17 protein-coding genes are annotated in these 20,654 nt (G+C 68.1%); 9 read left to right on the top strand and 8 right to left on the bottom strand.

All coding sequences use genetic code 11. From position 1 onward, the window contains the following. Nucleotides 1–6 precede the first annotated feature (6 nt). Nucleotides 7–645: a DUF47 domain-containing protein gene (locus IEY69_RS13445; protein ID WP_189073665.1), complete on the bottom strand. Its 639-nt coding sequence runs from the start codon at nucleotides 643–645 to the stop codon at nucleotides 7–9. Between the two features lie 188 nt (nucleotides 646–833). Here IEY69_RS13445 and IEY69_RS21775 point away from each other — a divergent pair, with 188 nt between their 5' ends. From IEY69_RS21775 to IEY69_RS13430, 3 genes are all read left to right on the top strand, one after another. Further along, nucleotides 834–4,160 (top strand): eCIS core domain-containing protein, encoded by a 3,327-nt coding sequence (locus IEY69_RS21775; protein WP_229783953.1) that lies wholly within the window; start codon nucleotides 834–836, stop codon nucleotides 4,158–4,160. Between the two features lie 203 nt (nucleotides 4,161–4,363). After that, nucleotides 4,364–5,146 (top strand): hypothetical protein, encoded by a 783-nt coding sequence (locus tag IEY69_RS13435; RefSeq protein ID WP_189073664.1) that lies wholly within the window; start codon nucleotides 4,364–4,366, stop codon nucleotides 5,144–5,146. Nucleotides 5,147–5,162: 16 nt separating this feature from the next. Continuing rightward, nucleotides 5,163–5,453, top strand: coding sequence for a hypothetical protein (locus IEY69_RS13430; protein WP_189073663.1), 291 nt, complete (start codon nucleotides 5,163–5,165; stop codon nucleotides 5,451–5,453). Between the two features lie 58 nt (nucleotides 5,454–5,511). On the opposite strand, the gene IEY69_RS13425 is transcribed toward IEY69_RS13430, so the two are convergent. Further along, nucleotides 5,512–8,574, bottom strand: a complete 3,063-nt coding sequence (locus IEY69_RS13425; RefSeq protein ID WP_189073662.1) for an alpha-amylase family glycosyl hydrolase — start codon at nucleotides 8,572–8,574, stop codon at nucleotides 5,512–5,514. 109 nt (nucleotides 8,575–8,683) lie between these two features. Here IEY69_RS13425 and IEY69_RS13420 point away from each other — a divergent pair, with 109 nt between their 5' ends. Next, nucleotides 8,684–8,968, top strand: a complete 285-nt coding sequence (locus IEY69_RS13420; protein WP_189073661.1) for a DUF427 domain-containing protein — start codon at nucleotides 8,684–8,686, stop codon at nucleotides 8,966–8,968. A 166-nt stretch (nucleotides 8,969–9,134) separates the two neighbouring features. Here IEY69_RS13420 and IEY69_RS13415 read toward each other — a convergent pair whose 3' ends face one another. Both IEY69_RS13415 and IEY69_RS13410 read right to left on the bottom strand, forming a co-directional pair. Beyond that, the gene (locus IEY69_RS13415; protein ID WP_229783952.1) at nucleotides 9,135–10,484 is read right to left on the bottom strand and encodes a TrkH family potassium uptake protein; all 1,350 of its coding nucleotides are present in this window, start codon (nucleotides 10,482–10,484) and stop codon (nucleotides 9,135–9,137) included. Nucleotides 10,485–10,515: 31 nt separating this feature from the next. Further along, entirely contained in the window at nucleotides 10,516–11,934 is a 1,419-nt protein-coding gene (locus tag IEY69_RS13410) for a TrkH family potassium uptake protein (RefSeq protein ID WP_189073660.1), read from the bottom strand. Nucleotides 11,935–11,986: 52 nt separating this feature from the next. Here IEY69_RS13410 and IEY69_RS13405 point away from each other — a divergent pair, with 52 nt between their 5' ends. From IEY69_RS13405 to IEY69_RS13395, 3 genes are all read left to right on the top strand, one after another. Continuing rightward, entirely contained in the window at nucleotides 11,987–13,060 is a 1,074-nt protein-coding gene (locus IEY69_RS13405) for a methyltransferase domain-containing protein (RefSeq protein ID WP_189073659.1), read from the top strand. A gap of 113 nt (nucleotides 13,061–13,173) precedes the next feature. Beyond that, the gene (locus tag IEY69_RS13400; RefSeq protein WP_189073658.1) at nucleotides 13,174–14,163 is read left to right on the top strand and encodes a Gfo/Idh/MocA family protein; all 990 of its coding nucleotides are present in this window, start codon (nucleotides 13,174–13,176) and stop codon (nucleotides 14,161–14,163) included. A gap of 31 nt (nucleotides 14,164–14,194) precedes the next feature. Next, nucleotides 14,195–15,130 carry a DUF8754 domain-containing protein gene (locus IEY69_RS13395; RefSeq protein WP_189073657.1) on the top strand — a complete coding sequence of 312 codons (936 nt, stop codon included), beginning with the start codon at nucleotides 14,195–14,197 and terminating at the stop codon, nucleotides 15,128–15,130. A gap of 12 nt (nucleotides 15,131–15,142) precedes the next feature. Here IEY69_RS13395 and IEY69_RS13390 read toward each other — a convergent pair whose 3' ends face one another. Further along, nucleotides 15,143–16,078: a phosphotransferase family protein gene (locus IEY69_RS13390; RefSeq protein ID WP_189073656.1), complete on the bottom strand. Its 936-nt coding sequence runs from the start codon at nucleotides 16,076–16,078 to the stop codon at nucleotides 15,143–15,145. Nucleotides 16,079–16,143: 65 nt separating this feature from the next. Here IEY69_RS13390 and xpt point away from each other — a divergent pair, with 65 nt between their 5' ends. Next, nucleotides 16,144–16,725 (top strand): xanthine phosphoribosyltransferase, encoded by a 582-nt coding sequence (gene xpt / locus IEY69_RS13385; RefSeq protein WP_189073655.1) that lies wholly within the window; start codon nucleotides 16,144–16,146, stop codon nucleotides 16,723–16,725. A 27-nt stretch (nucleotides 16,726–16,752) separates the two neighbouring features. Next, a complete protein-coding gene (locus IEY69_RS13380) occupies nucleotides 16,753–17,319 on the top strand; it encodes a peptidylprolyl isomerase (RefSeq protein WP_373291048.1) in 567 nt (188 codons plus the stop codon). Between the two features lie 71 nt (nucleotides 17,320–17,390). Here IEY69_RS13380 and IEY69_RS13375 read toward each other — a convergent pair whose 3' ends face one another. From IEY69_RS13375 to gnd, 3 genes are all read right to left on the bottom strand, one after another. After that, on the bottom strand, nucleotides 17,391–18,644 hold the full coding sequence (locus IEY69_RS13375) for a cation:proton antiporter (protein WP_189073653.1): 1,254 nt from the start codon (nucleotides 18,642–18,644) through the stop codon (nucleotides 17,391–17,393). Between the two features lie 75 nt (nucleotides 18,645–18,719). After that, nucleotides 18,720–19,019: a DNA-directed RNA polymerase subunit omega gene (gene rpoZ / locus IEY69_RS13370; RefSeq protein WP_174367908.1), complete on the bottom strand. Its 300-nt coding sequence runs from the start codon at nucleotides 19,017–19,019 to the stop codon at nucleotides 18,720–18,722. Between the two features lie 119 nt (nucleotides 19,020–19,138). After that, on the bottom strand, nucleotides 19,139–20,605 hold the full coding sequence (gene gnd, locus IEY69_RS13365; protein WP_189073652.1) for a decarboxylating NADP(+)-dependent phosphogluconate dehydrogenase: 1,467 nt from the start codon (nucleotides 20,603–20,605) through the stop codon (nucleotides 19,139–19,141). Nucleotides 20,606–20,654: the final 49 nt, after the last annotated feature.

Below are 20,654 nucleotides of genomic sequence, written 5' to 3'. Positions count from 1 at the left end.
CAGTCCTCAGGCGTTCTTCAGCAGGATGCTTTCGACGGTCTTCGCGACGCGCTGCGCCTGATCACTGGCGTCCTCGATCAGGTTCACGATCTCGCCGCCTCGCATGGCGCGGATCATGCCCTGTACGTCGTTCACGCCGTGGTACAGGGTGCGCTGCACCTCGTCGCTGATCGTGTCGCCCTGGTCCTCCAGCGCGCGGATCTCGCGGGCGATGCGGGTCAGTTCCTGCACCTTGCCGCCCTGTTCGATCATGGGCATGCCCTGCGCCAGCAGCGCGCACTGCTGCTCGACCACGCGCGCCAGTTTCGCCATGGCGGGCAGCGGGGCCTCCACGCCGTACAGGCTGAGCTTGCGCGCGGCGTCCTCCATGTCGTCCACCAGGTCGTCCAGTTCGTCGTTCAGGGCGATGATGTCCTCGCGGTCGAAGGGCACGATGAACGACTCGGCCAGCAGGCTGGTCACCTCGGCGCTCAGGCGGTCACCCTCGTGCTCCAGGTCACGCACACGCTGGACTTTCGCGTCGACGTCGGTGTAGTTCTCCAGCAGGTCCACCAGGGCCTGCGCGGTCGCGTGCGCGTTGCGCGCGGCGGCCGTGAACTTCTCACTGAACTTGGGGTTGCTGGGCATGAATTTAGACAGAACCATGACAATCCTCCCGATTCTCCACCCGAATGTCATGGGAGTGTCAGCCCGGGCGGTCAAGAACAAGCGGGAGGGCCACCGTGGTCACCTCCCGCACTGTACAGACAGTACACTTCACGTTCCCCAAACACCAATCCCGTGCTGCTGACCTGCGGCACAGCAACGCGGCAGTCCCACGTATCATGGCGCTCATGGCTGAATTCCAGCACCGCTCACGGACCCCGGACCGCCGGGCCGCGCACCGGACCAGACTCGGCCCCAGCCCGGAGCCAGCCGAGACTGCTGCGCAGCGTGCGGCCGCGCCGCTGCAACGCTTCCTGAGTACGTCCGTCCGGGCGCAGGGTCAGGCCGCCCGGCCCGTCCTGCGCGCCGCCACGTTGCAGCGCCAGGAGGAAACCCGCCTCTCCAGTGCCCGCGACGTGGTGCAGCGACAGGTCGCCGCCCTGGGTGAAGTCCAGCCCGTCCAGCGGCACGCCCAGACGCCGGTCCCCGCGCGGCCCATCACGCCGTCCGACTGGGTGACCGTGATGCGCCACCGCGCCGAGAGCGTCGAGGGACATCGCTTGGACCCCCGCACCTTCGGCGACTTCCAGACCCTCCAGCGACAGGTCGCCCAGTCCCTGGGTCAGGGCTTCCGCATGGACCGGGGTGAACCCGCCGCCCGGTACGCCACGTACGGCGAGCACCTCGCCACGCTGCAACGCCACGCGCTGAGCGCCCCGGTGTCCCGCGTGGTGCTGAACATGGTGCCTGCCGCCGAGAGGCTGCCCCTCCAACGGGCAACGGATGAGGCCCTGCAACGGCAGATGGCGCAGGAGCAGGCGGCCCTGAACTTCGACACCCTGTCCTCTCTGCAACGCCAGCTGGCGGAACTGGACGCGGAGGCAACCCAGCCCGTGCTGCGGCGCATCCAGGCGCGGAGGGGAGCGGGTTCCCCGCTCCCGGAGGCGATCCAGCGGCACCTGGAACAGGGATTGAACCATGACCTGAGTCGCGTACGGATTCACGACGACGCGGAAGCGGACAAGCTGGCGAAGGGCGTGAATGCGCTGGCGTTCACGACGGGAACGGACATCTTCTTCCAGTCGGGGCGGTTCGATCCGAACACGCGGGGCGGACTGGAGTTGCTGGCGCACGAGGTGACGCACACGGTGCAGCAGAGCCAGGGGCGCGTCGGGCGGGGCATCGATCCGGACGCCGGACTGGAAACCGAGGCGCGCACCATGGGAGCCAGACTCGCGCAGAGCGGGCCGCAGTTCGGCACGAAACACACGCCCAGGCCCCGCGCGGCCCTCCTAGTCCCCACCGCACCCGCCACGCCCACCGTGCAGCGCTGGGCCAATCCCCTGGAGCACCTGCGGAAACTCAAGGAGAAAGCGAAAACTGCCGTTAAGCAGGTCATCCGCACCGTCCGCGAGCCTGCCGCCCGCAAGGCCGCCCTGAACGCCATCAAACGCGCCGTGCCCACGCAGATTCGCCGCAGTGTCCAGACCGCCATCCAGAACGGCAAGACGCGCGTCAAGGCCGCCGTCAGCCGGGTCACCCAGGCCGTCCGCCGCGCCCCGCAGGTGCAGAAGCTCCTCAAGGTCGCCAACAGTCTCCCGGCTCGCGCCCGGACGGCCATCACCGCCGCCGCCACCCGCACCCGGCAGGCCGCGCAGACCCTCGGCACCGCCCAGGGCCGCGCCCGCCTCGCGCAGCGCGCCCGCGCGGTCGCCCAGCAGACCCTCCAGGCTGCCGCCCGCCGCCTTCCTCCCCGCGCGCAGGCCACCCTGGGCAGGATCGGACGCACCGCCACCGCCGCCACCCACAACCTCAGGCAACTGGGCGTCAGCGTCCGCAGTTTCACCACCGACCCCGCCTACCGCAAGACCACCCTGACCCGCCTCACGCAGACCCCCATGGTCAGCGGGCTCGTGAAGGTCGGCGGGAACCTGCAGCGCTTCACCACCGATCGCGCCTACCGCGCCCAGCAACTCCACCGACTCGCGCAGGCCGGACAGCGCATCACCCTGCCCGTCACGCAACTGGCCCGCGACATCAGTAGCCTCGGCAGGGACGCCATGGTCAGTGTCGTCCAGAAAAGCAAGGAAGCCATGGCCTGGGCCACCAGGAAATTCGAGCAGGCCAAAAACAGCAAGGTCGGCCAGGGCCTTCAGAAAAGCTGGGCGTGGATGAACAGCACCGAGGGGAAAGCCACCCTGGCCAAATTCGGCGCGGCCATCGCCACAGGCGTCGCGGTCGTCGCCGTGGTCGGCACCGGCGGCGCCGCTCTGCCCCTCGTGCTGGCCGCCGCCGGAGTCGCCAGCGGCGTCGCCGGAAGCGTGGCCGAGAACTACGTGCTGCGCGAGTCCGGCGATGACAAGTACGCCGGACGCAAACTCACCCACGGCATCACCCCCACCACCATGCTCATCGACGGCGCGCTGGGCGTCGCCCTCGGCCCCGCCGCCCGTATCGTCGGCGGCGCCGCCAGTCGCCTCGTCGGCAGCGCCGCCAAATACGCCGGTGGCGGCCTGAAAGTAGCCGGTAAATACGTCGGCGCGGGTATCGGGAATGCAGCCGAATTGGCTGGTATTCGTACCTTGCGAGGTGTGCAGACCGGCGCAATGATCAGACATGATGCTGCTCGCATCTGGCAGGCCACCCGGCAGGGCGTACAGACCTACAACCGCGCCATCTCGGCGCAAGTCCGTGCCGGTATCCGGGGGGACATGCTCGGCAACGCGGGCTGGCGTGGCATGGCACAGCGGGACGCCGCGACCCTGCTGGCCGGAACGGACGTGTTGAAGAAAGCCGTCAATCAGGTGGCCCGCGCGCGCGTGAAGGCACAACTGAGCGGTCCGATGGGCAAGATTCTGGCCCGGCAGCGCCTGAACATGCCCGGCGCCAGCACCCGCAAGCTTCAGACGGCGCTGTTCAACGAACTGAAGGCCAATTCGCCCGATGACCTGATCGCCGCGGCCTGGAAGGCCAACGCCCAGCTGCGGCGCGCGGCCTACGGCGAGACTTTCCGGGGTATCGGGCGGCAAGTGAAGCAGGTGGCCTTCGGCAACGCCAGCACCCTGCCGGGCAAGGTGCTCAATCTGGCCACCATGGGCCCAAGGCTGGTCGCTGGAACCATCGGACAGAAGCTGGGGCACCATCGCAGTGCCTTTGCAACCGGTGGTTTCGCTGGAGGTGCGGGAGCCCTGGCCGGAAGTGCAAGCGAGGAGCTGGTGAAGTTTGCTGGCCTCAAATTCTCACAGAATGTCAAGACAAACACACAGAAAAATCCAGAATCCAGTATTTCTGGCGCGGCGAAATCTACACTTGAAGAACTTGGGAAAGCCTCTACCTACAGGGACGCCGCACTACAGGGAATCGTCGGAGTGTCCCCGGAACTTCTTGGCAAAGAAGGCATGCTACCCGGTGCGGCAGGGTACGACCTGATTTTCAAACAGGCGGGCGCCATCTTGGGCAACACTCTGGGCGGGGATATTCACGAGGTCGCAAATACATCCTCGGAAGAGAAATAGCAATGTAAGTTTTGTGGTACCTCAGGAGATTGAATTTCTCGTCGAAAGTTGCGTGCATTGAGCTTGTTAAGTCATAAGGGGTAGAAAGAGTGCTCAATCAACTGCTTAGAGGTATGTTTCGGCAGCCTAAAGATCTGCCTGATCAATTTTTTGGCAATTGTCTGGATAATGCTGTCAGTCATCTCAAGTCTAGGGGGTTTGACATGATTGATGGCGGCGATAGTTTTATATTTTCATATTCAGGAATTGATATATCAATATCGAATTACGAATCCAATTGCCTAGCGATTGAATTTCCGTCTAGCTGTCCAGATATATCAATCCAAAATTTAAACGATTGGGATGTTTTTGTATCACCAATACAAAAATCCGGACGGATTATGAATCAACGCGCCATTATTCTCCATGGGAGTGGCATTCCTTCTGAAATCATTGATAGTGCTCTATTCCACATTGGACAAAGTTTTGGTGAGGGTGGGAGCGCGATGAGACGAGGCAATTTCAAATCCTATCTAAATGGAAAAAGGTATATCAAGTCGTGGGAAGCCTTCGAGCATTTCATGAAAAATATCAAGGGCGATCGCGTCACCAGTCAGGATGACCACTATGTTTCCTTTGATACTGGCGGTATTCCCCTCGGAATCCAGAAAACGGCCGATCCAGAAACAGTCATCATTTCCTATGATCTGCGGGATTACGAGGGGCTGTACGACGAGTACCGGGAGCAGATTCTGGAGTTGATCAACGGGGTGGCGTTGCGGCACCGGGAGATCTGTTTCCTGATTGACCGGGAGCGGCTGCTGATCTGCAATAAGTTCTACGTGTCGCCGGAGACGGACGCGTTGAATCTGTTCACGGCGCAGTTGCAGGCGATTCATGACGCGCTGCTGGATTACCTGACGACGGTTCAGGACGCGCCGGAGAATGCGTGGTTGCGGGCGGCCAGGGAAGCGTTCGTGCGTGGGCAGCCGTTGCCCCGCGCATGACTGGGAGGGGATTTGTATGACTCAGGTGAAGTTTGGTCGGCAGTTGAATGAGCGGGCTCCGTTCGAGGTGAATGATCTGGTGTTTTCCGGGTTGCCGTTGTCGCTCTCGGAGGAGCGTCTGTTGGCGGGTGCGGGTGAGGGGGGCAGTGAGGTGGAGTTGATGGACGCGGTGCTGGAGGTGCTGGCGCAGGTGTTGAACGCGCGGGCGCAGGCGGAGCGGGTGGATGCGGGGTGGCTGCTGGAGAATCTGGCGCCGTCGGATGTGGAAGGGATTCTGGATTACCTGCGGGCGACGCCAGTCGCGTGAGCAAATGAGGAGGAGGGCGTGCCAGGTTCGACCGGCACGCCCTCTCTGCTGGTGAGGTTCAGGGCAGTTTGAGGGGTCCCGTGAACGTCGCGCGGCACTGCTGCGTGCAGTCGGTGCTGTTCGCACCCGCCGGGGTGCTCTTCGCGTCGGGGATGATGTCGCCCGCGCCGTAGCCGTCCCCGCCGAAGATGCCGCCCATCAGGCCGATCCCGGCGGTGGGTTTCCCGCTCAGGCCCAGCGCCGTCCAGGGAATGGCGAGTTCCACCGTCTGGTCGGGGGCCGTCCCGCTGCTGGCCTGCAGGTAGTCGGCGGCGTTCACCTCGGGCGTGGCCGTGTCGCTCTGCACGAGGCGCAGCTGCGCTTTCTTGGTGCCGTAGCGGGCGATGAAGGCGTTCACGCCGTCCACCTGCCCGCCGAAGGTCGCGGCGCGCTTCCAGGCGTCGAACTGATCGGCCTGTTTCGCACCGCCGGGCGCGGTGTCCAGGTACAGGATCGCGCTGTTGCCGTCCACGCGGTACGTGTACGCGAGGTACAGGAAGTCCGCGTCACTGTCGGCCCGCAGGGTCAGCCAGTTGTTGTTCGGGCCGAAGGTCCCCTCGGCGGGGCTCTGCACGCTGACGGTGGGCGCGGTCCAGTCGCTCAGGTTCCCGTCGATGGTGTACTTCGTGCGGATATCGCGTGCCAGGTCGATGTTCGCGTTCTGCGCGGGTGCCGTGACGTTCAGCGTGCCGTCCAGGTACCCGCCGGCGCTGGCCTTGAGGGTCTGCGCCCCGGCGGGGACGCGCAGGGTGTACGTGCCGTCCGGGAAGGTGATCGCGTAGTTCAGGGCCGGGTCGGCGCTGGTCGCCTCCACCAGGGCGCCGCCCAGGTTCTGCCCGCCGCCCGTGACACGCCCGGTCACCGTGGCGGCCGGGACGGGCTGCTCGGTGAAGTCGTACGTGCCGCTGTAGGCGTTCCCGTTCGTGCCGACCACGTACGCGCGGTCACCCTGGCCCGGCGCCTCGTACCCGCCGTTCTTCGCGCCCGCACTGTCGTTCCCGAACTTGAACTTCACCTCGCGGAACAGCGGCAGGTCGATGCTGGTCTTCCACACGCCCGGCGTGTCCTGCGTCATGGGGTACTCGACCTGGCTGCCGGTGTCGAAGCGGCGCAACTCGATGGGGCCGTTGCCCTGCGTGCGGGCGTCCACGGTGAACGTCACCTTCGCGGTGTTCTTGCTGCTCGGCGTGCCGGTGGCGCTCACGCCCTTGCTCTCGGCTCCGGCGCTGTCCACCGTCACCACGCGGAAGGTGGTGGTCACGTCGTTCGTCAGGCCGCGCACCAGGAAGCTGCCCTGCGCGGCCGGGATGGGCGCGAAGTTCACGAGGCGCTCGGTGCCGCCCGCCGCCTTCACGTACACGCGGTACCCGGCGACCTTCGCGTCGGTGCTCGGCGTCCAGGTCAGCTGCGCGGCGCTGTCTCCGGCCTGCACGGTCAGGCCCGCGACCTCCGGCAGGGCCGCGTTCACGGTGCCTGCCGCGCCGGACCCGCCGGGCGCGGTGACGGCCAGGACGCTGCGGGCGGGCACGCGGCCCACCAGTTTGCCGCCGCTGACGCTGAGGGTCATGGCGCGGCCCGTCACCTCGGTCAGGGCGCTGCCGGAGAAGGTGCCCAGCAGCGGAATCCCGCCGCCACTTAGGCTGCCCAGATCGAGTTCCGTGTCGCCGTTGTTCACGACGAACACCACGGGCTGCCCGGCCACGCCCTGCACGCCGCTGATCACGCGGCGGTAGGCGAGGACGGGCGCGCCGCCGTTCGGGCGCCAGAGTTCCTGCTGCGCGCCGCGCGTCAGGGCGCGGTATTTGCCGCGCGCGGAGGCCAGAGCACCCAGGCGCTCGTCGAGCGTGCTGCCGACCAGGCGGGTGAAGTCCATGTCCTCGCGGTTGCCCTGCCCCAGCGGGTAGTCGTAGGGATCACCCTTGCCGGGCTGGGCGTACTCGGTGCCCTGCCAGACGCTGGGCGTCCCGCGTGAGAAGTACATGGTGGACAGCGCCATGTCCAGCCGCTCGGCGGCCTGCGCGGCGCTGCCGCCCCGCTCGGTCACCTCGGTGACGAAGCGACGCACGTCATGGTTGTCCACGAAGGTCGTCAGGCGGGTCGGGTCGCGGTACACGCCGTCCTGCGCGAACACGTCCGCCATGCGGTCCAGGTTCCCACCCGCGCTGCTCATCTGATCCTTGAACGAGAAGTACAGCGCGAAGTCGAACACGCTGGGCGAACCGAGGTCGTTCATGAAGCGCGCGAGGTAGGCGGGGTTCCCGTCGAACACCTCACCGACCGACCAGATCTTCGCCGGGTCGCCCACGCCGCCCGCCTTGAAGAACTGCGTCCAGTACGCGTCGGGCACGTGCTTCATGGTGTCGATGCGCAGCCCGTCGATGCCGGTCGCGCCGCGCCAGTACGTCACGAAGTCGTTCAGGTACGCGGTGACCGCCGGGAGGTCCTGCCTGAAGTCCGGCAAACCCGCCAGGTCGCAGTCGGTGGTCTTGTTGCTCGACGCGTCGCAGTCCGCCTTCGTGTGGAACCAGTCGGGGTTCGTCTTGGTGAGGGTCGCGCCGTACCCGGCGTGGTTCACCACGATGTCCTGGATGACCTTGATGCCGTTCTTGTGCGCCGTGTCGATCAGCGCCTTGTACTCGTCCAGGGTGCCGAAGTGCGGGTCGACCTTCTTGAAGTCCTCGGCCCAGTAGCCGTGGTACCCGGCGAACGGTTTGCCCTGGCTGGGGCCGCTGCCGGTGTTGATGGCGGGCACCTGCAGCACGACCGGGCTGACCCAGATGGCGGTGAAGCCCATCCGCTTGAAGTACCCGTCGTCGATCTTGGCTTTCAGGCCCGCGAAGTCCCCGCCGTGCCACGCCAGGGGGTTGGTGCGGTCGGCGCGGTCCCCGGCGTCGCGGTTCGGGCCGTTGTCGTTGGCCGCGTTGCCGTTGGCGAACCGGTCGGTCATCGCGAAGTAGATGACCTCGTCCTGCCAGGCGCGCGGCGTGGGCTGTGAGGGGGCTTTGAACAGGCTACAGGCCGACAGGGACAGCGTGAGGGCCGCCAGGGCGCCCGCGCGCCCGACCATATGGAAGCGTTTCATGTAGGCTTTCATTCAAAACGGAAGCGCTTCCGAAAGTCAACCTTCACCGAATGCTCACGCGGCAAGCCCGGCAACAGTCACGCCCGCCCGCCGCCCGTAGCGTGAACCCATGAAAGCCACCTGGAACGGCGCGACCATCGCCCAGTCCGACGACACCGTCGTCGTCGAGGGCAACCACTACTTCCCCGCGGGCAGCGTCAACCCCGAGTACCTGCGCCCCAGCACCACCCACACCACCTGCCCCTGGAAGGGTGAGGCCAGCTACCACACCCTCCACGTGAACGGACAGGAGAACCCCGACGCCGCCTGGTACTACCCCGCACCCAAGGACGCCGCCCGGCAGATCGCGGGCCGCGTCGCCTTCTGGAAGGGCGTGAAGGTTACCCAGGACTGAGACGGACTCCGGGTGAAAGGTTTGCAAAAACTTTCACCCCGAGCGGATGCGAGAAGGAGCAAAGCGGGTTCCGGGCGTGGAGTTGACAGATTGGTGGTGTTCCGATCTGTTAACGGAACAAACGGAACCCGCATCACCCGTCCGCAGAGGGGAGAGCAGCTGGACCTCAGCCGACCAGGATGTCGCGTTCCGGCGGGTATTTGATCACGCTGCCCGGCGTCTCCCGCAGACTCAGCGCCAGCGCGAACGTCACCGGCCCGATGCGGCCCAGGTACATCAGCGCGCACAGCACGGTCAATCCCGCGTCGTTCAGGCGGTGCGTCACGTCAAGGCTCAGGCCCACCGTCGCCGCCGCGCTGACCGTCTCGAACAGCAGCGGCGTGAAGCCCAGCGCCGGATTCGTGACCAGCATCAGGAAGAACCCCGTGAATACCAGCAGCGTGTAGATGGTCGTGATCGTCCCGGCCCGCACGACGTTCTCCGGCATCACGCGCCTCCCGAACGCGATGAGTTCCGTGCGGCCCCGGATCAGGTTCCACGCGCTGCCCAGCAGGATCGCGAAGGTACTCGTCTTGATACCCCCACCGGTCGAGCCGCTGTTCGCCCCGATGAACATCAGCGCGATCAGCAGGAACACGCTACCCGGCGCCAGCGCCAGCAGGTCCACCGTCGCGAAGCCCCCGGAGCGGGGCGTGACGCTCTGGAACGCTGCGGCCAGCAGTTTCCCGCCGGTGCCCAGGCCCGCGAGCGCCCCGCTCCACTCCAGGGCCAGCAGCAGCGCCGCGCCCAGCGCCAGCAGCGCCCCGGTCGTCACCAGCGTCAGGCGGCTGTACACCATCAGGCGCGTGCGGCGCGGGTTCGCCAGGTGCGTCAGGAGGTTCAGCTGCACCAGGAACCCCAGGCCGCCCAGCACAATCAGCAGCGCGATCACGCCACTCACCAGCGGGTCCTGCGCGTACGGGAGCATGCCGCCCGGCAGGACCACGAACCCCGCGTTGTTGTACGCGCTGATCGCGTGGAACACCGACTGGTACATTCCCTCGCCCAGCCCGAACTGCGGCACGAACCGCAGCGACAGCAGCAGTGCTCCCGCCGCCTGCGCCACGAACGTGTACAGGAAGATGATCCGCACCAGCCCCAGCACGCCGCCCACGTCCAGGGCGTTCACCTGCTGCGCCAGATGCTGCCGCTCACTGAAATTCACGCGCCGCCCGGTCAGCAGCGCCAGCAGCGTCCCGAACGTCAGGATGCCCAGCCCGCCCACCTGCGCCAGCAGCAGGATCGTCACCTGCCCCAGCCGCGTGAACGCCTCGCCGGTGTCCGCCACGACCAGTCCCGTGATGCAGATCGCGCTGGTCGCCGTGAAGATCAGGTCCACCACGCTCAGGTCCACGCCGGGCCGCGTCATGCCGGGCAGGTGCAGCGCGCCCGCGCCCAGCGCGATCCCCAGCAGGTACACCAGCGCGATCAGCTGCGGCGGCCGGAGCCTGCGCGCCCGGCGCCGGCCACGCGTCACGCCGCGCGGCACCGGCCGGGCCAGGAGAGGATCATCCGATCAGGATATCCTTGTCCGCCGGGTAGCGGATCAGCGCGCGGCTGTCGGGGCGGTTGAACGCCACCGCGAACGTCAGCGGCCCGATGCGGCCCAGGAACATCAGGAGAATCAGGACCACCTGCTGGTTCGCGTTCAGCAGGGGCGTGGTGTTCATGCTCAGGCCCACCGTGCCGAACGCGCTGACCGCCTCGAAGAACAGGTTCACGAACAGCACGTCCGCGCGGGAGTTGAACACCAGCAGCAGCAGGAACATCACGTTCACCAGCCCGATGCTCAGCAGGCCGACCGTCATGGCCCGCAGGATCGTGTCCGTGTCGATGCGCCGCCGGAACAGCGTCGTGTCGCGCCGCCCGCGCACCATGCTCCACGCGGAGGCCATCATCACGTAGAAGGTGCTGGTCTTGATGCCGCCGCCCGTCCCGCCGGGGTTCGCGCCGATGAACATCAGGATGATCGTCATGAACAGCGTGGACAACTGCATCGCGCCGTAATCCAGCGTGTTGAAGCCCGCCGTGCGCGTCGTGACGCTCTGGAAGAAACTCGCCAGCAGCTTGTCCCCGAAGCCCAGCGGCGCCAGCGTCTTCGGGTTGCTCCACTCAAACACCAGGTACCCCAGCGTGCCCACCACCAGCAGCGCGGCCATCATGGTCAGCACCAGTTTACTGTGCCCCATCAGGCGGTTGCGGCGCGGGTTCATCAGGTGCGCGACCACGTTCAACTGCACCAGGAAGCCCGTGCCGCCCAGGATGATCAGCAGAGCGATCACCCCGCTGACCAGCGGGTCGCCCACGAAGCCCATCAGGTTGTCGCTGTACAGCGCGAAGCCCGCGTTGTTGAACGCACTGACCGAGTGGAACAGCGCGTAGAACAGCCCCGGCCCCCAGCCCTCCTGCGGCACGAACCGGAATGCCAGCAGCGCCGCGCCGGCCAGTTCGATCAGGAACGTGTACAGGAAGATGCTGCGGATCAATCCCAGCACGCCCCCCGCGTTCAGCGCGCCCACCTGCTGCGCCACGCGCAGGCGCTCGGTGAAGTTCACGCGGCGGCGCGACAGCAGCGCGAACGACGTCCCGAACGTGATGATCCCCAGGCCGCCCAGCTGGATGAGCAGCATGATCACCAGCTGCCCCGCCCGGTTGAAGTCCCGGCTGGGGTCGATGACGTTCAGGCCCGTCACGCACAGCGCGCTCGTGGACGTGAACAGCGCCTGCAGGAAGCTGACGCTGCGGCGCGTGCCGTCCTCGTTCACGCCGTGCAGGCCCGGCAGGGTCAGCAGCAGCCCACCCACCAGGATCGCCACCGCGAACGACAGCGCGATCAGCTGCGGCGGACTCAGGCGGGCCAGCAGAGGTTTGCGGCGACTGGAGCGGCCCGGTTCCGGCGCGCGCGGTGGGGGAGAGGCGCTGGTCATAGATGCGGCCCGGATTCTACGCCCCGCCGCGCAGCCCGTATACTGATCTGCTATGCCGCGCCCTGCCCGCCCCGACCGAAACGCGCCCAAGGGCCGCCCCCGCCCCAAAGTGGACCACCGCACCCGCCAGCCCGCCCGCGAGTACGAACTGGACGTGCTGGCCGGACTGGAAGACGTCGCCGCGACCGAACTGGACGGCGTGCCGCTGGCCCGCGACGTGCGCGGCCTGCGCTTCTGGTTCCCCGGCAGCCCCGAACGCCTGACGCGCCTGCGCAGCGTCGTTGCCGTGTACCGCATCCGCTCGTGGGACGTGCCCCGCCCGCGCGGCCTGCTGGGCAACCAGCAGCTTTCCGAACTCACCGAGTACCTGCGCGAGGTCATCGAGGTCGGCGGGCACCAGTCCTTCCGCTTCGGCGCCGCCGGGAAGGACAGCCCGGTCATGCAGCGCCTCGCGGAGGAACTCCAGCAGAGCCTGGGCCTTCCGCACGACCCCGAGGCGGGCGAACTCCTGATCCGCCTGCGCCCCAGCGACGACGCTCAGGGCTGGGACGTCCTGGCCCGCATCACCCCCAGGCCCCTCAGCGCCCGCCCGTGGCGCGTGTGCAACATGGCGGGCGGCCTGAACGCCACCATCGCGTACGCCGCGCACAAACTCGCCGGGCAGCGCGACGCCGACCGCATCTTCAACCCCATGAGCGGCAGCGGCACCCTCCTGATCGAACGCGACCTGATGGGACCCAGCGCCGCCCTCGTCGGCGTGGACGTGAACCCCGAAGCCGTGCGGTGCGCGCAGGAGAACATCCGCGCCGCCAAGCGGCAGATCGAGGTCGCCCACCGCGACGCCCTGCACACCGACCTCCCCGCCCGGTCCTTCGACCTGATCATGGCCGACCTCCCCTGGGGCGACGCGATCAGCAGCCACGGCGCGAACGAGACCCTCTACCCCGCCTTCCTGACCGAGATGCACCGCCTCACCAGCCAGCGCGGCCGCCTGTGCGTCATCACCCACGAAATCCGCCTGTTCGAACGGGTGCTGCAGAACCAGCAGAAATGGCACGCGCACGAACTCTTCCAGGTCGCCAGCGGCGGCCACCACCCCAAGGCGTACCTGCTCAGCAAGAGGTGACTGAGCAGTAGGGAGTGGGCAGTGGGTTGTGGGGGGGCATTGAGGTGGGCGGGTTCGTCGCGCACCCGCTGTTGACCATCAACCATCAACCCTCCGCCTGTTACGCTGCTGGCATGACCGACCGACCGTTCCGCTGGGGGCTGCTGGGCGCCGCCCGCATTGCCCGCGCCCTGATTCCCGCGATTCGCGAGGCGGGCGGTGAGGTCGTGGGCTTCGGCGCGCGTGACCCGCACTCCGCGCGGGCGCAGGCTTTCGCCGAGGAGTGGGGGGTGCCGGTGCTGGGCACCTACGAGGACGTGATCGCGGCGGACGTGGACGCCGTGTACAACCCCCTCCCGAACGACGCGCACCTGCCCTGGAGCGAGGCCGCGCTGCGCGCCGGGAAGCACGCCCTCACCGAGAAACCCGTCGCGCTGAACGCCGCGCAGGCACAGGCCCTCGCGGACGCCGCGCGCGACACGGGGCGGCTGCACCTCGAAGCGTTCGCGTACCGCTTCCAGCCGCACGTGGACCGCGTGCGCGAGATCGCCACGCAGGACCTCGGGGAGATCCGCGCCGTGCGGGGCCTGTTCGGGTTCCACATGACCAACCCGGACGACTTCCGCTGGAACGCCGACCAGGGCGGCGGGGCGTTGCTGGACGTCGGCACGTACCCCGTGAACCTCATCCGGCTGCTGCTGGGCGAACCCGCCGCCGTGACCGCGGCTGCCCGCTGGACGCCCGGCGGGGTGGACCTGGGCCTGAGCGGCACGCTGGAGTACCCGCACGCCCTGGCGAGCCTTGACTGCGGGTTCGACTGGGACGAGGGCGGCAGCACCCAGCGCCTGACCGTGATCGGCACGCGCGGCACGCTGGACGTGGACGGCGTGTTCCACAGCCACACGCACGACCCCACCACCCTGCGCGTGGAGGTGGGCGGGCAGACCCGCACTGAACAGCTCGGCCCCGGCAACGGCTACGCCCGCATGGTCGCGCACCTCCAGCGCGCCGCGCGCGGCCAGGAGCCCCTGCGCTTCACGCCGGACGACGCCGTCGCGCAGGCCCGCGTTCTGGACGCGCTGCTGCACGCCGCGCGTACCGGGCAGCGCGTCCCCCTGAACTGAGCATCACGTCCGGCCCCGTAGAATGCCGCTCATGACCGACATCCTCCAGGGCTGGCAGCCCGCCCCTGCCGGGCACAAGCACGTCGTGAGCGTCAGCCTGGGCAGCAGCGCCCGCAACGCCCGCGAAGAGGTGACCGTGCTGGGCCAGCCGTTCATCATCGAACGCCTCGGGACCGACGGCGACCCGAAGAAGATGGCGGCGCTGTTCCAGGCGCTCGACGGCAAGGTCGACGCGTTCGGGCTGGGCGGCGCGGACCTGTACGTCATCGCGGACGAAAAGCGTTACACCTTCCGCAACGTCCGCGCCCTCGTGAAGAACGCCGTGCAGACCCCCGTCCTGGACGGCTCGGGCCTGAAGAACACCCTGGAACGCGACGCCATCGCGCAACTCGACCCGGTCCTGAACTGGCGCACGCAGAAGGTCCTGATGGTGTCCGCCGTGGACCGCTTCGGCATGGCCGAGGCCCTCGCCGAGCATCACGCGGACATCGTGTTCGGGGACATCGTGTTCGGCCTGAATCTCGACCGGCCCTTGCGCAGCATCACGGCCCTGCGCCGCGTCGCCAAGCTCGTGCTGCCCGTCATCACGCAGCTGCCGCAGGACTGGTTCTACCCCACGGGCGCCAAGCAGGAGAGCAGCGTGCAGGGCAGCGGCACGAAGTACTACGCCTGGGCGGACGTGATCGCCGGGGACACCCACTACGCCAAACGCTACGCCCCGCAGGACCTCAGCGGAAAGACGATCCTCACGCAGACCATCACCGAAGCCGACCGCGAGTGGATGAAGGCGCGCGGCGTGAAACGCCTGATCACCACCACGCCCCGCATGGGCAGCCGCAACTTTGCCACGAACGTCCTGGAAGCGATGTTCGTCGCCCTGAGCGGCAAACGCGAGGCTCTGACCGGCCCCGAGTACCTGGAGTTCATCCGGCAGGTGGGCTTCAGACCCGAGGTCAACGAGCTGTAAGGGACGCAGGATTCACCGCCCCAGCGCCTCCTGCCACTGCGGGACGCGCGGGCTGACGCGCAGGAGCCCCATCAGGGCGGTGGCGGGGCGGGTGTACCACAGGTCGCCGTTCTCGTGCGCCTCCGGCTGCCGGGTGAGGTACCGGGTGGCGTTATCCAGCGTGTAGGCCAGCACCCGCAGGGTCAGCGGGTCGTCGGCGTGCCCGCTGGCTTCGTGGTATCCGGCGAGCAGGTCGGGGACCGCGAGCGGCCCGGAGTAACTGAGGTCCAGGGCCGGGTCGCCCCACCCGGCGTCCCCCCAGTCGATCAGGGCGGTGACCGCGCCGTCCCCGGTGACCATCAGGTTCCCGGCGTGCAGGTCGTCGTGCAGGAAGGCGGGGTGCGCGGGCGGCGGATTCTCGCTCAGGAGGCGCGCGGTGAGGCCGGTGGCCCAGTCGGCCTCGGCGGTGCTCAGCCGCTCGGCGGTCAGGACGCGCGTGCGGGTGCGGGCCGGGTCGGGCGGCGTGATGGATTCCAGATATCCGTGCGGGTCGGGCGCATCGGTCACCCCCGCGTGCAGGGCGGCCAGGGCGCGGCCCGCCTCCCGCCACGCGCGGGACAGGCGCGGGTCGCCGTGCGCCCAGCCCAGGCCGTCCAGGCTGCGGCCCGGCGCGAAGGCGTACACGCTGACCGGCGCGTCCAGCACCGCGCGGGAATCGTCGAACACCAGCAGCTCCGGCGTCGGAATCCCGGCCCGGACCGCTGCGGGCACGGCGACACTCTCGGTCAGGGCATCCTCCGCGTCGCCGGGCATCGGGACGCGCAGCACCACGTCCTGCCCGGCGCGGCGGGCGCGGTACACGCGGTTCACGATGCCCACACTGGGCAGGCGCGTCAGGGGTCCCTCCAGGCTGAACTGCTGCGCGAAGGCCGACAGCTCGGCAGGGGTCAGGTCAGGCAGGGCAGGCACGCGCCCCAGCATGCCGCGTAGGCGACCCGCCGGGCATCCGCCAGACGGCGGGTACACTCCGGGGCATGCAGGCACTCGTGGACGCCATTCGGCAGCAGGGTGAGATTCTCCCCGGCGGCATTCTCAAGGTGGACGGACTGGTCAACCACCAGCTCCTCCCGCACCTGACGCGCGAGATGGGGGAGACCTTTGCGCGGCACTTCGCGCCCCTGAACCCCAGCAAGATCGTAACCATCGAGGTCAGCGGCATCGCGCCCGCCATCGCCACCGCCATGGTGCTGGGCGTGCCGATGGTGTACGCCCGCAAGAAGAAACCCGTCACCATGAAAGAACCCATCTTCACCGCGCAGTCCGTCAGCCGCACCAAGGGCGGCGTGGTGGACCTGTTCGTCAGCAGCGAGTTCCTGGGGGCAGGGGACCGCGTGGTCGTGATCGACGACTTCCTCGCGTCGGGCGGCACGCTGCGCGCCCTGGCGAGCATGATCGACGCCAGCGGCGCGCAGCTGCTCGGGATCGGCTGCGTGGTGGAAAAGCAGTTCGAGTCGGGCCGCGAGAAGCTCGCCGACCTGAACGTCCCCATCCACACGCTGGCGAACATCGTCCGCATGAGCGAGGCCGAGGGGATCCTGGTCGAGGCCGGACGCTGATCCGGGGGTGGGGGTACAATGCCCCCCATGAGTGACCACTACCAGCAGGATGGCTTCACCGTCACCCCCGAACTGAGCGCCGAGCGCCAGACCCGCTTTGGCGCGGCCCCCGAACTCGGGGACGGCATTGAGCCCGGCAAGAGCTACCGCGCCGTGCTGGAAACCAGCAAGGGCCGCATCGTCGTCGAACTGTTCGCGGACGACGCGCCCGTCACCGTGAACAGCTTCGCGTACCTGCTGCGCCACCACTACTACGACGGCATCAAGTTCCACCGCGTCATCGACGGCTTCATGGCGCAGGCCGGTGACCCCACCGGCACCGGCGCCGGCGGTCCCGGCTACGACTTCGAGGACGAACCCAACGACCACCGCCACCGCGGCAAGGGCATCCTGAGCATGGCGAACCGCGGCCCGAACACCAACGGCAGCCAGTTCTTCATCACCTTCGTGGACACCCCCCACCTCGACGGCCGCCACACCGTCTTCGGCAAGGTCGTCGAGGGTCTGGACGTGCTCGACCGCCTCACCCGCATCGAGCCGGGCCGCATGGGCACCGCCGACGTGATCGAAACCGCCTACCTCGTCGAGAAATAAGTCGAGGGTTGAAGGTTGATGGTTGATGGACTGGGGATGGCCCCGATCCATCAACCATCAACTTTCGACTATCAACCCTCGTCGGGTTTGGCCTCCACGGCGCGGCGCACGATGGGCATGATCGTGAGGCCCTGCACGGCGATGGTGAACAGCACGATGGCGTACGTGACGGTCACGACGTGTGTGCGGTACGGGCTGTCGGGCAGGCCCAGCGCGAGGCTGATGGCGATCCCGCCGCGCAGCCCGCCCCAGGTCAGGAGGCGCACCGTGTACGCCCCGTACCCCTCGCGGGCGCGCACCAGCGCGAACGGCAGCGCCACGCTGATCCAGCGGGCGGCGAGGGCCACGCCGATCAGGATGACGCTCGCGAGGATCTGCGCGCCGGTCGTCTCGGTCAGGAGCACGTCCAGACCGATGAACGCGAACAGCAGGATGTTCAGCACCTGATCGATGGTCTCCCAGAAGCCTTCCACGAGTTCCTGCGTGCTCGGCGTGAACAGCGTGTGCTTGTACGCCGAGATCACCAGGCCAGCCACGACCATCGCCAGCGGGCCGCTGATGCCCAGCGCGGCGGCCGCCACGTACCCACCCACGACCAGCGCCAGCGTCAGCAGGATCTCCACGGCGTGCTCCTTCACGCCGCGCAGCAGCACGAAGCCCAGGCCGCCCAGCAGCGCCCCGAACGCCAGCCCGCCCAGCGCCTCCTGCGCAAACAGACCCGCCACGCCCGCCGCGCTGACCTCCGCGCCGTGCCCACCCAGGCCCGCCGCGCCCGCCAGCGCCAGGAAGATCACCACGCCCACCCCGTCGTTGAACAGGCTCTCCCCGGCGATCAACGTCTCGATCTTCACCGGCACCCGCGCCCGCTTCAGCAGGTCCAGCACCGCCACCGGGTCCGTCGGGCTGATCAGCGCGCCGAACAGCAGCGCCCACATCAGCGGCACGTCCAGCCCCACCAGCGCGAACACCCCGTACGCCGCGAACCCGATCAGCGCCGTGCTGATCAGCGTGCTCAGGAACGCCAGCAGCAGGATGCTCCGCCGTTGCCGCAGCATCTGCCGCGCGTCCAGACTCAGCGCCCCCGCGAACAGCAGCACACTGAGAATCCCGTTCAACACGAAATTCGTGAAGTCCAGCGTCTGCAGCACCCCCGCCGCCCACCCCCGCAGGCCCGGCAGGCCCAGCGCGTCCAGCGCGATCAGCAGGATGCTCGCCAGCGCCCCCGCCAGCGTCACCCCCACCGTCGTCGGAAAATGCAGGAACCGGTCGTTCAGGTACGCCAGCAGCGCGGTCACGCACAGCAGCACAGCAAAAGCACTCAGCATCCCCCACACCATACCGCCCGCCGCACGGCACGAAAAAACGCCCCACAGGGGGGCGCTTTCCGGGTCAAACGGAAATCAATCCCGTTCGCGTTCGCGTTCGGCGTTCAGCTGCGCCTGCAGCTGCGCCTGACGCTGACGCACGTAATCCTGATGGAAGCGCTGCTCGTCGATCATGTTCGTGCCGACCGTGAGTTTCCCGGTCGCCAGTTCCCGCATCGCCTGCGTGACCAGATTCCGCGTGCGGACGCGCTGCTCGACCGGCAGCACGCTCGGCGCGCCGCTGCGCAGCTGCAGCGCACGCTTGGCGGTCACGACGCTCAGTCGGTACTTGCTGTCGGTCATTGACAGCAGCTTGTCAATATCTCGTTCTGCCATGATGCACAACCTCCCTGGAAGCCACCGGACCCTGCACCGGTATCAGCCCCCCACTCTAGCCCACGCGCCGCCCCCCGGCCAACCCCCGACAGCACAGTCGTGCGCCTCCAGGCAGCAGGTCAGGCGTTGTACGTCGTGCTGGCCGTCTCGCCGCCGCGCCCGGTCCAGTTCGTGTGGAAGAACTCCCCGCGCGCCCGGTCCGTACGTTCGTAGGTGTGCGCCCCGAAGTAATCCCGCTGCGCCTGGATGAGGTTCGCGGGCAGCACCGCCGAGCGGTACCCGTCGAAGTACGCCAGGGCGCTGCTGAACGCCGGGACGGGCACGCCCCCGCGCACGGCGGCCGCCAGGGTGTCACGCCACGCGCCCTGCGCGCCCTGGACCGCGTCCCGGAAGTACGGCGCGACCAGCAGGTTCGGCAGCTCGGGTTGCGCGTCGTACGCGTCCTTGATGCGGTCCAGGAACGCCGCGCGGATGATGCACCCGCCGCGCCACATCTGCGCGATCCGTCCGTAGTCCAGCGTCCACCCGGCGTCCTGCGCGCTCAGGTGCAGCAGCTGGAAGCCCTGCGCGTACGCGGCGATCTTGCTGGCGTACAGCGCCCGGCGGACACCCTCCACGAACGCGTCCCGGTCGGCGGGGGCGGCGAAGGTCGGGCCGCTCAGGACCGCGCTGGCCGCCACGCGCTCGGCCTTCAGGGCACTCATGGCCCGGGCGTACACCGCCTCGGTGATCGTCGCGGCGGGACTCCCGGCGTCCAGCGCCGCGACCGACGTCCACTTCCCGGTGCCCTTCTGCCCGGCGGCGTCCAGGATCACGTCCACCAGCGGCTGCCCGGTCTCGTCGTCGGTCTTGCGCAGGATGTCGGCCGTGATCTCGATCAGGTAACTGTCCAGTTCGCCCTCGTTCCAGCGGGCGAAGACCTCCCCGGCCTCGGGGGCGGTCAGGCCCGCGGCGCGCAGCAGCTGGTAGCTCTCGGCGATCATCTGCATGTCGGCGTACTCGATGCCGTTGTGCACCATCTTCACGAAGTGCCCCGCGCCGTCCGGGCCGACCCAGTCGCAGCAGGGCGTGCCGTCCGCCACGCGCGCCGCGATGCCCTGGAAGATGGGTTTCACGGCCTCCCACGCCTGCTCGTTCCCGCCGGGCATGATGCTCGGGCCGGTCAGGGCGCCCTCCTCCCCGCCGGAGACGCCGGTCCCGATGAACAGCAGGCCTTTCTCGGCCAGTTCGCGGGTGCGGCGCGTGGAGTCCGCCGGGTGGCTGTTCCCGCCGTCGATGATGATGTCCCCCTCGGACAGCAGCGGCGTCAGGTGCCCGATGAACTCGTCCACGGCGGCGCCCGCCTTGACCATCAGCATCACGCGGCGCGGCGGTTTCAGGAGCGCCACGAAGCTCTCCAGGCTGTCGGCGCCCAGGATGCGTTTCCCCTGCGCGCGGCCCTGCGTGAAGGCCGTCACCTTGCTGACCGTGCGGTTGAACGCCGCGACCGTGAAGCCCCGGCTTTCCATGTTCAGGATGAGGTTCTCGCCCATCACGGCCAGTCCGATCACGCCGATGTCCGCCGTTCCCTGCACGTCAGAAGTCATGCCGCAAGTGTACGGGGCACACAAAAGGGAGGCGTGAACGCATGTCCGC

This window comes from Deinococcus sedimenti, assembly GCF_014648135.1.
GTDB classification, from domain to species: domain Bacteria; phylum Deinococcota; class Deinococci; order Deinococcales; family Deinococcaceae; genus Deinococcus; species Deinococcus sedimenti.
This window is presented reverse-complemented; position numbering and strand designations above follow the sequence as displayed.

Bases quoted from the DNA above. Each gene is read 5' to 3' on its own strand.
- IEY69_RS13445 (WP_189073665.1), bottom strand. From the start codon at position 645: ATGGTTCTGTCTAAATTCATGCCCAGCAACCCCAAGTTCAGTGAGAAG.
- IEY69_RS21775 (WP_229783953.1), top strand. From the start codon at position 834: ATGGCTGAATTCCAGCACCGCTCACGGACCCCGGACCGCCGGGCCGCG.
- IEY69_RS13435 (WP_189073664.1), top strand. From the start codon at position 4,364: ATGATTGATGGCGGCGATAGTTTTATATTTTCATATTCAGGAATTGAT.
- IEY69_RS13430 (WP_189073663.1), top strand. From the start codon at position 5,163: ATGACTCAGGTGAAGTTTGGTCGGCAGTTGAATGAGCGGGCTCCGTTC.
- IEY69_RS13425 (WP_189073662.1), bottom strand. From the start codon at position 8,574: ATGAAACGCTTCCATATGGTCGGGCGCGCGGGCGCCCTGGCGGCCCTC.
- IEY69_RS13420 (WP_189073661.1), top strand. From the start codon at position 8,684: ATGAAAGCCACCTGGAACGGCGCGACCATCGCCCAGTCCGACGACACC.
- IEY69_RS13410 (WP_189073660.1), bottom strand. From the start codon at position 11,934: ATGACCAGCGCCTCTCCCCCACCGCGCGCGCCGGAACCGGGCCGCTCC.
- IEY69_RS13405 (WP_189073659.1), top strand. From the start codon at position 11,987: ATGCCGCGCCCTGCCCGCCCCGACCGAAACGCGCCCAAGGGCCGCCCC.
- IEY69_RS13400 (WP_189073658.1), top strand. From the start codon at position 13,174: ATGACCGACCGACCGTTCCGCTGGGGGCTGCTGGGCGCCGCCCGCATT.
- IEY69_RS13395 (WP_189073657.1), top strand. From the start codon at position 14,195: ATGACCGACATCCTCCAGGGCTGGCAGCCCGCCCCTGCCGGGCACAAG.
- xpt (WP_189073655.1), top strand. From the start codon at position 16,144: ATGCAGGCACTCGTGGACGCCATTCGGCAGCAGGGTGAGATTCTCCCC.
- IEY69_RS13380 (WP_373291048.1), top strand. From the start codon at position 16,753: ATGAGTGACCACTACCAGCAGGATGGCTTCACCGTCACCCCCGAACTG.
- IEY69_RS13375 (WP_189073653.1), bottom strand. From the start codon at position 18,644: ATGCTGAGTGCTTTTGCTGTGCTGCTGTGCGTGACCGCGCTGCTGGCG.
- rpoZ (WP_174367908.1), bottom strand. From the start codon at position 19,019: ATGGCAGAACGAGATATTGACAAGCTGCTGTCAATGACCGACAGCAAG.
- gnd (WP_189073652.1), bottom strand. From the start codon at position 20,605: ATGACTTCTGACGTGCAGGGAACGGCGGACATCGGCGTGATCGGACTG.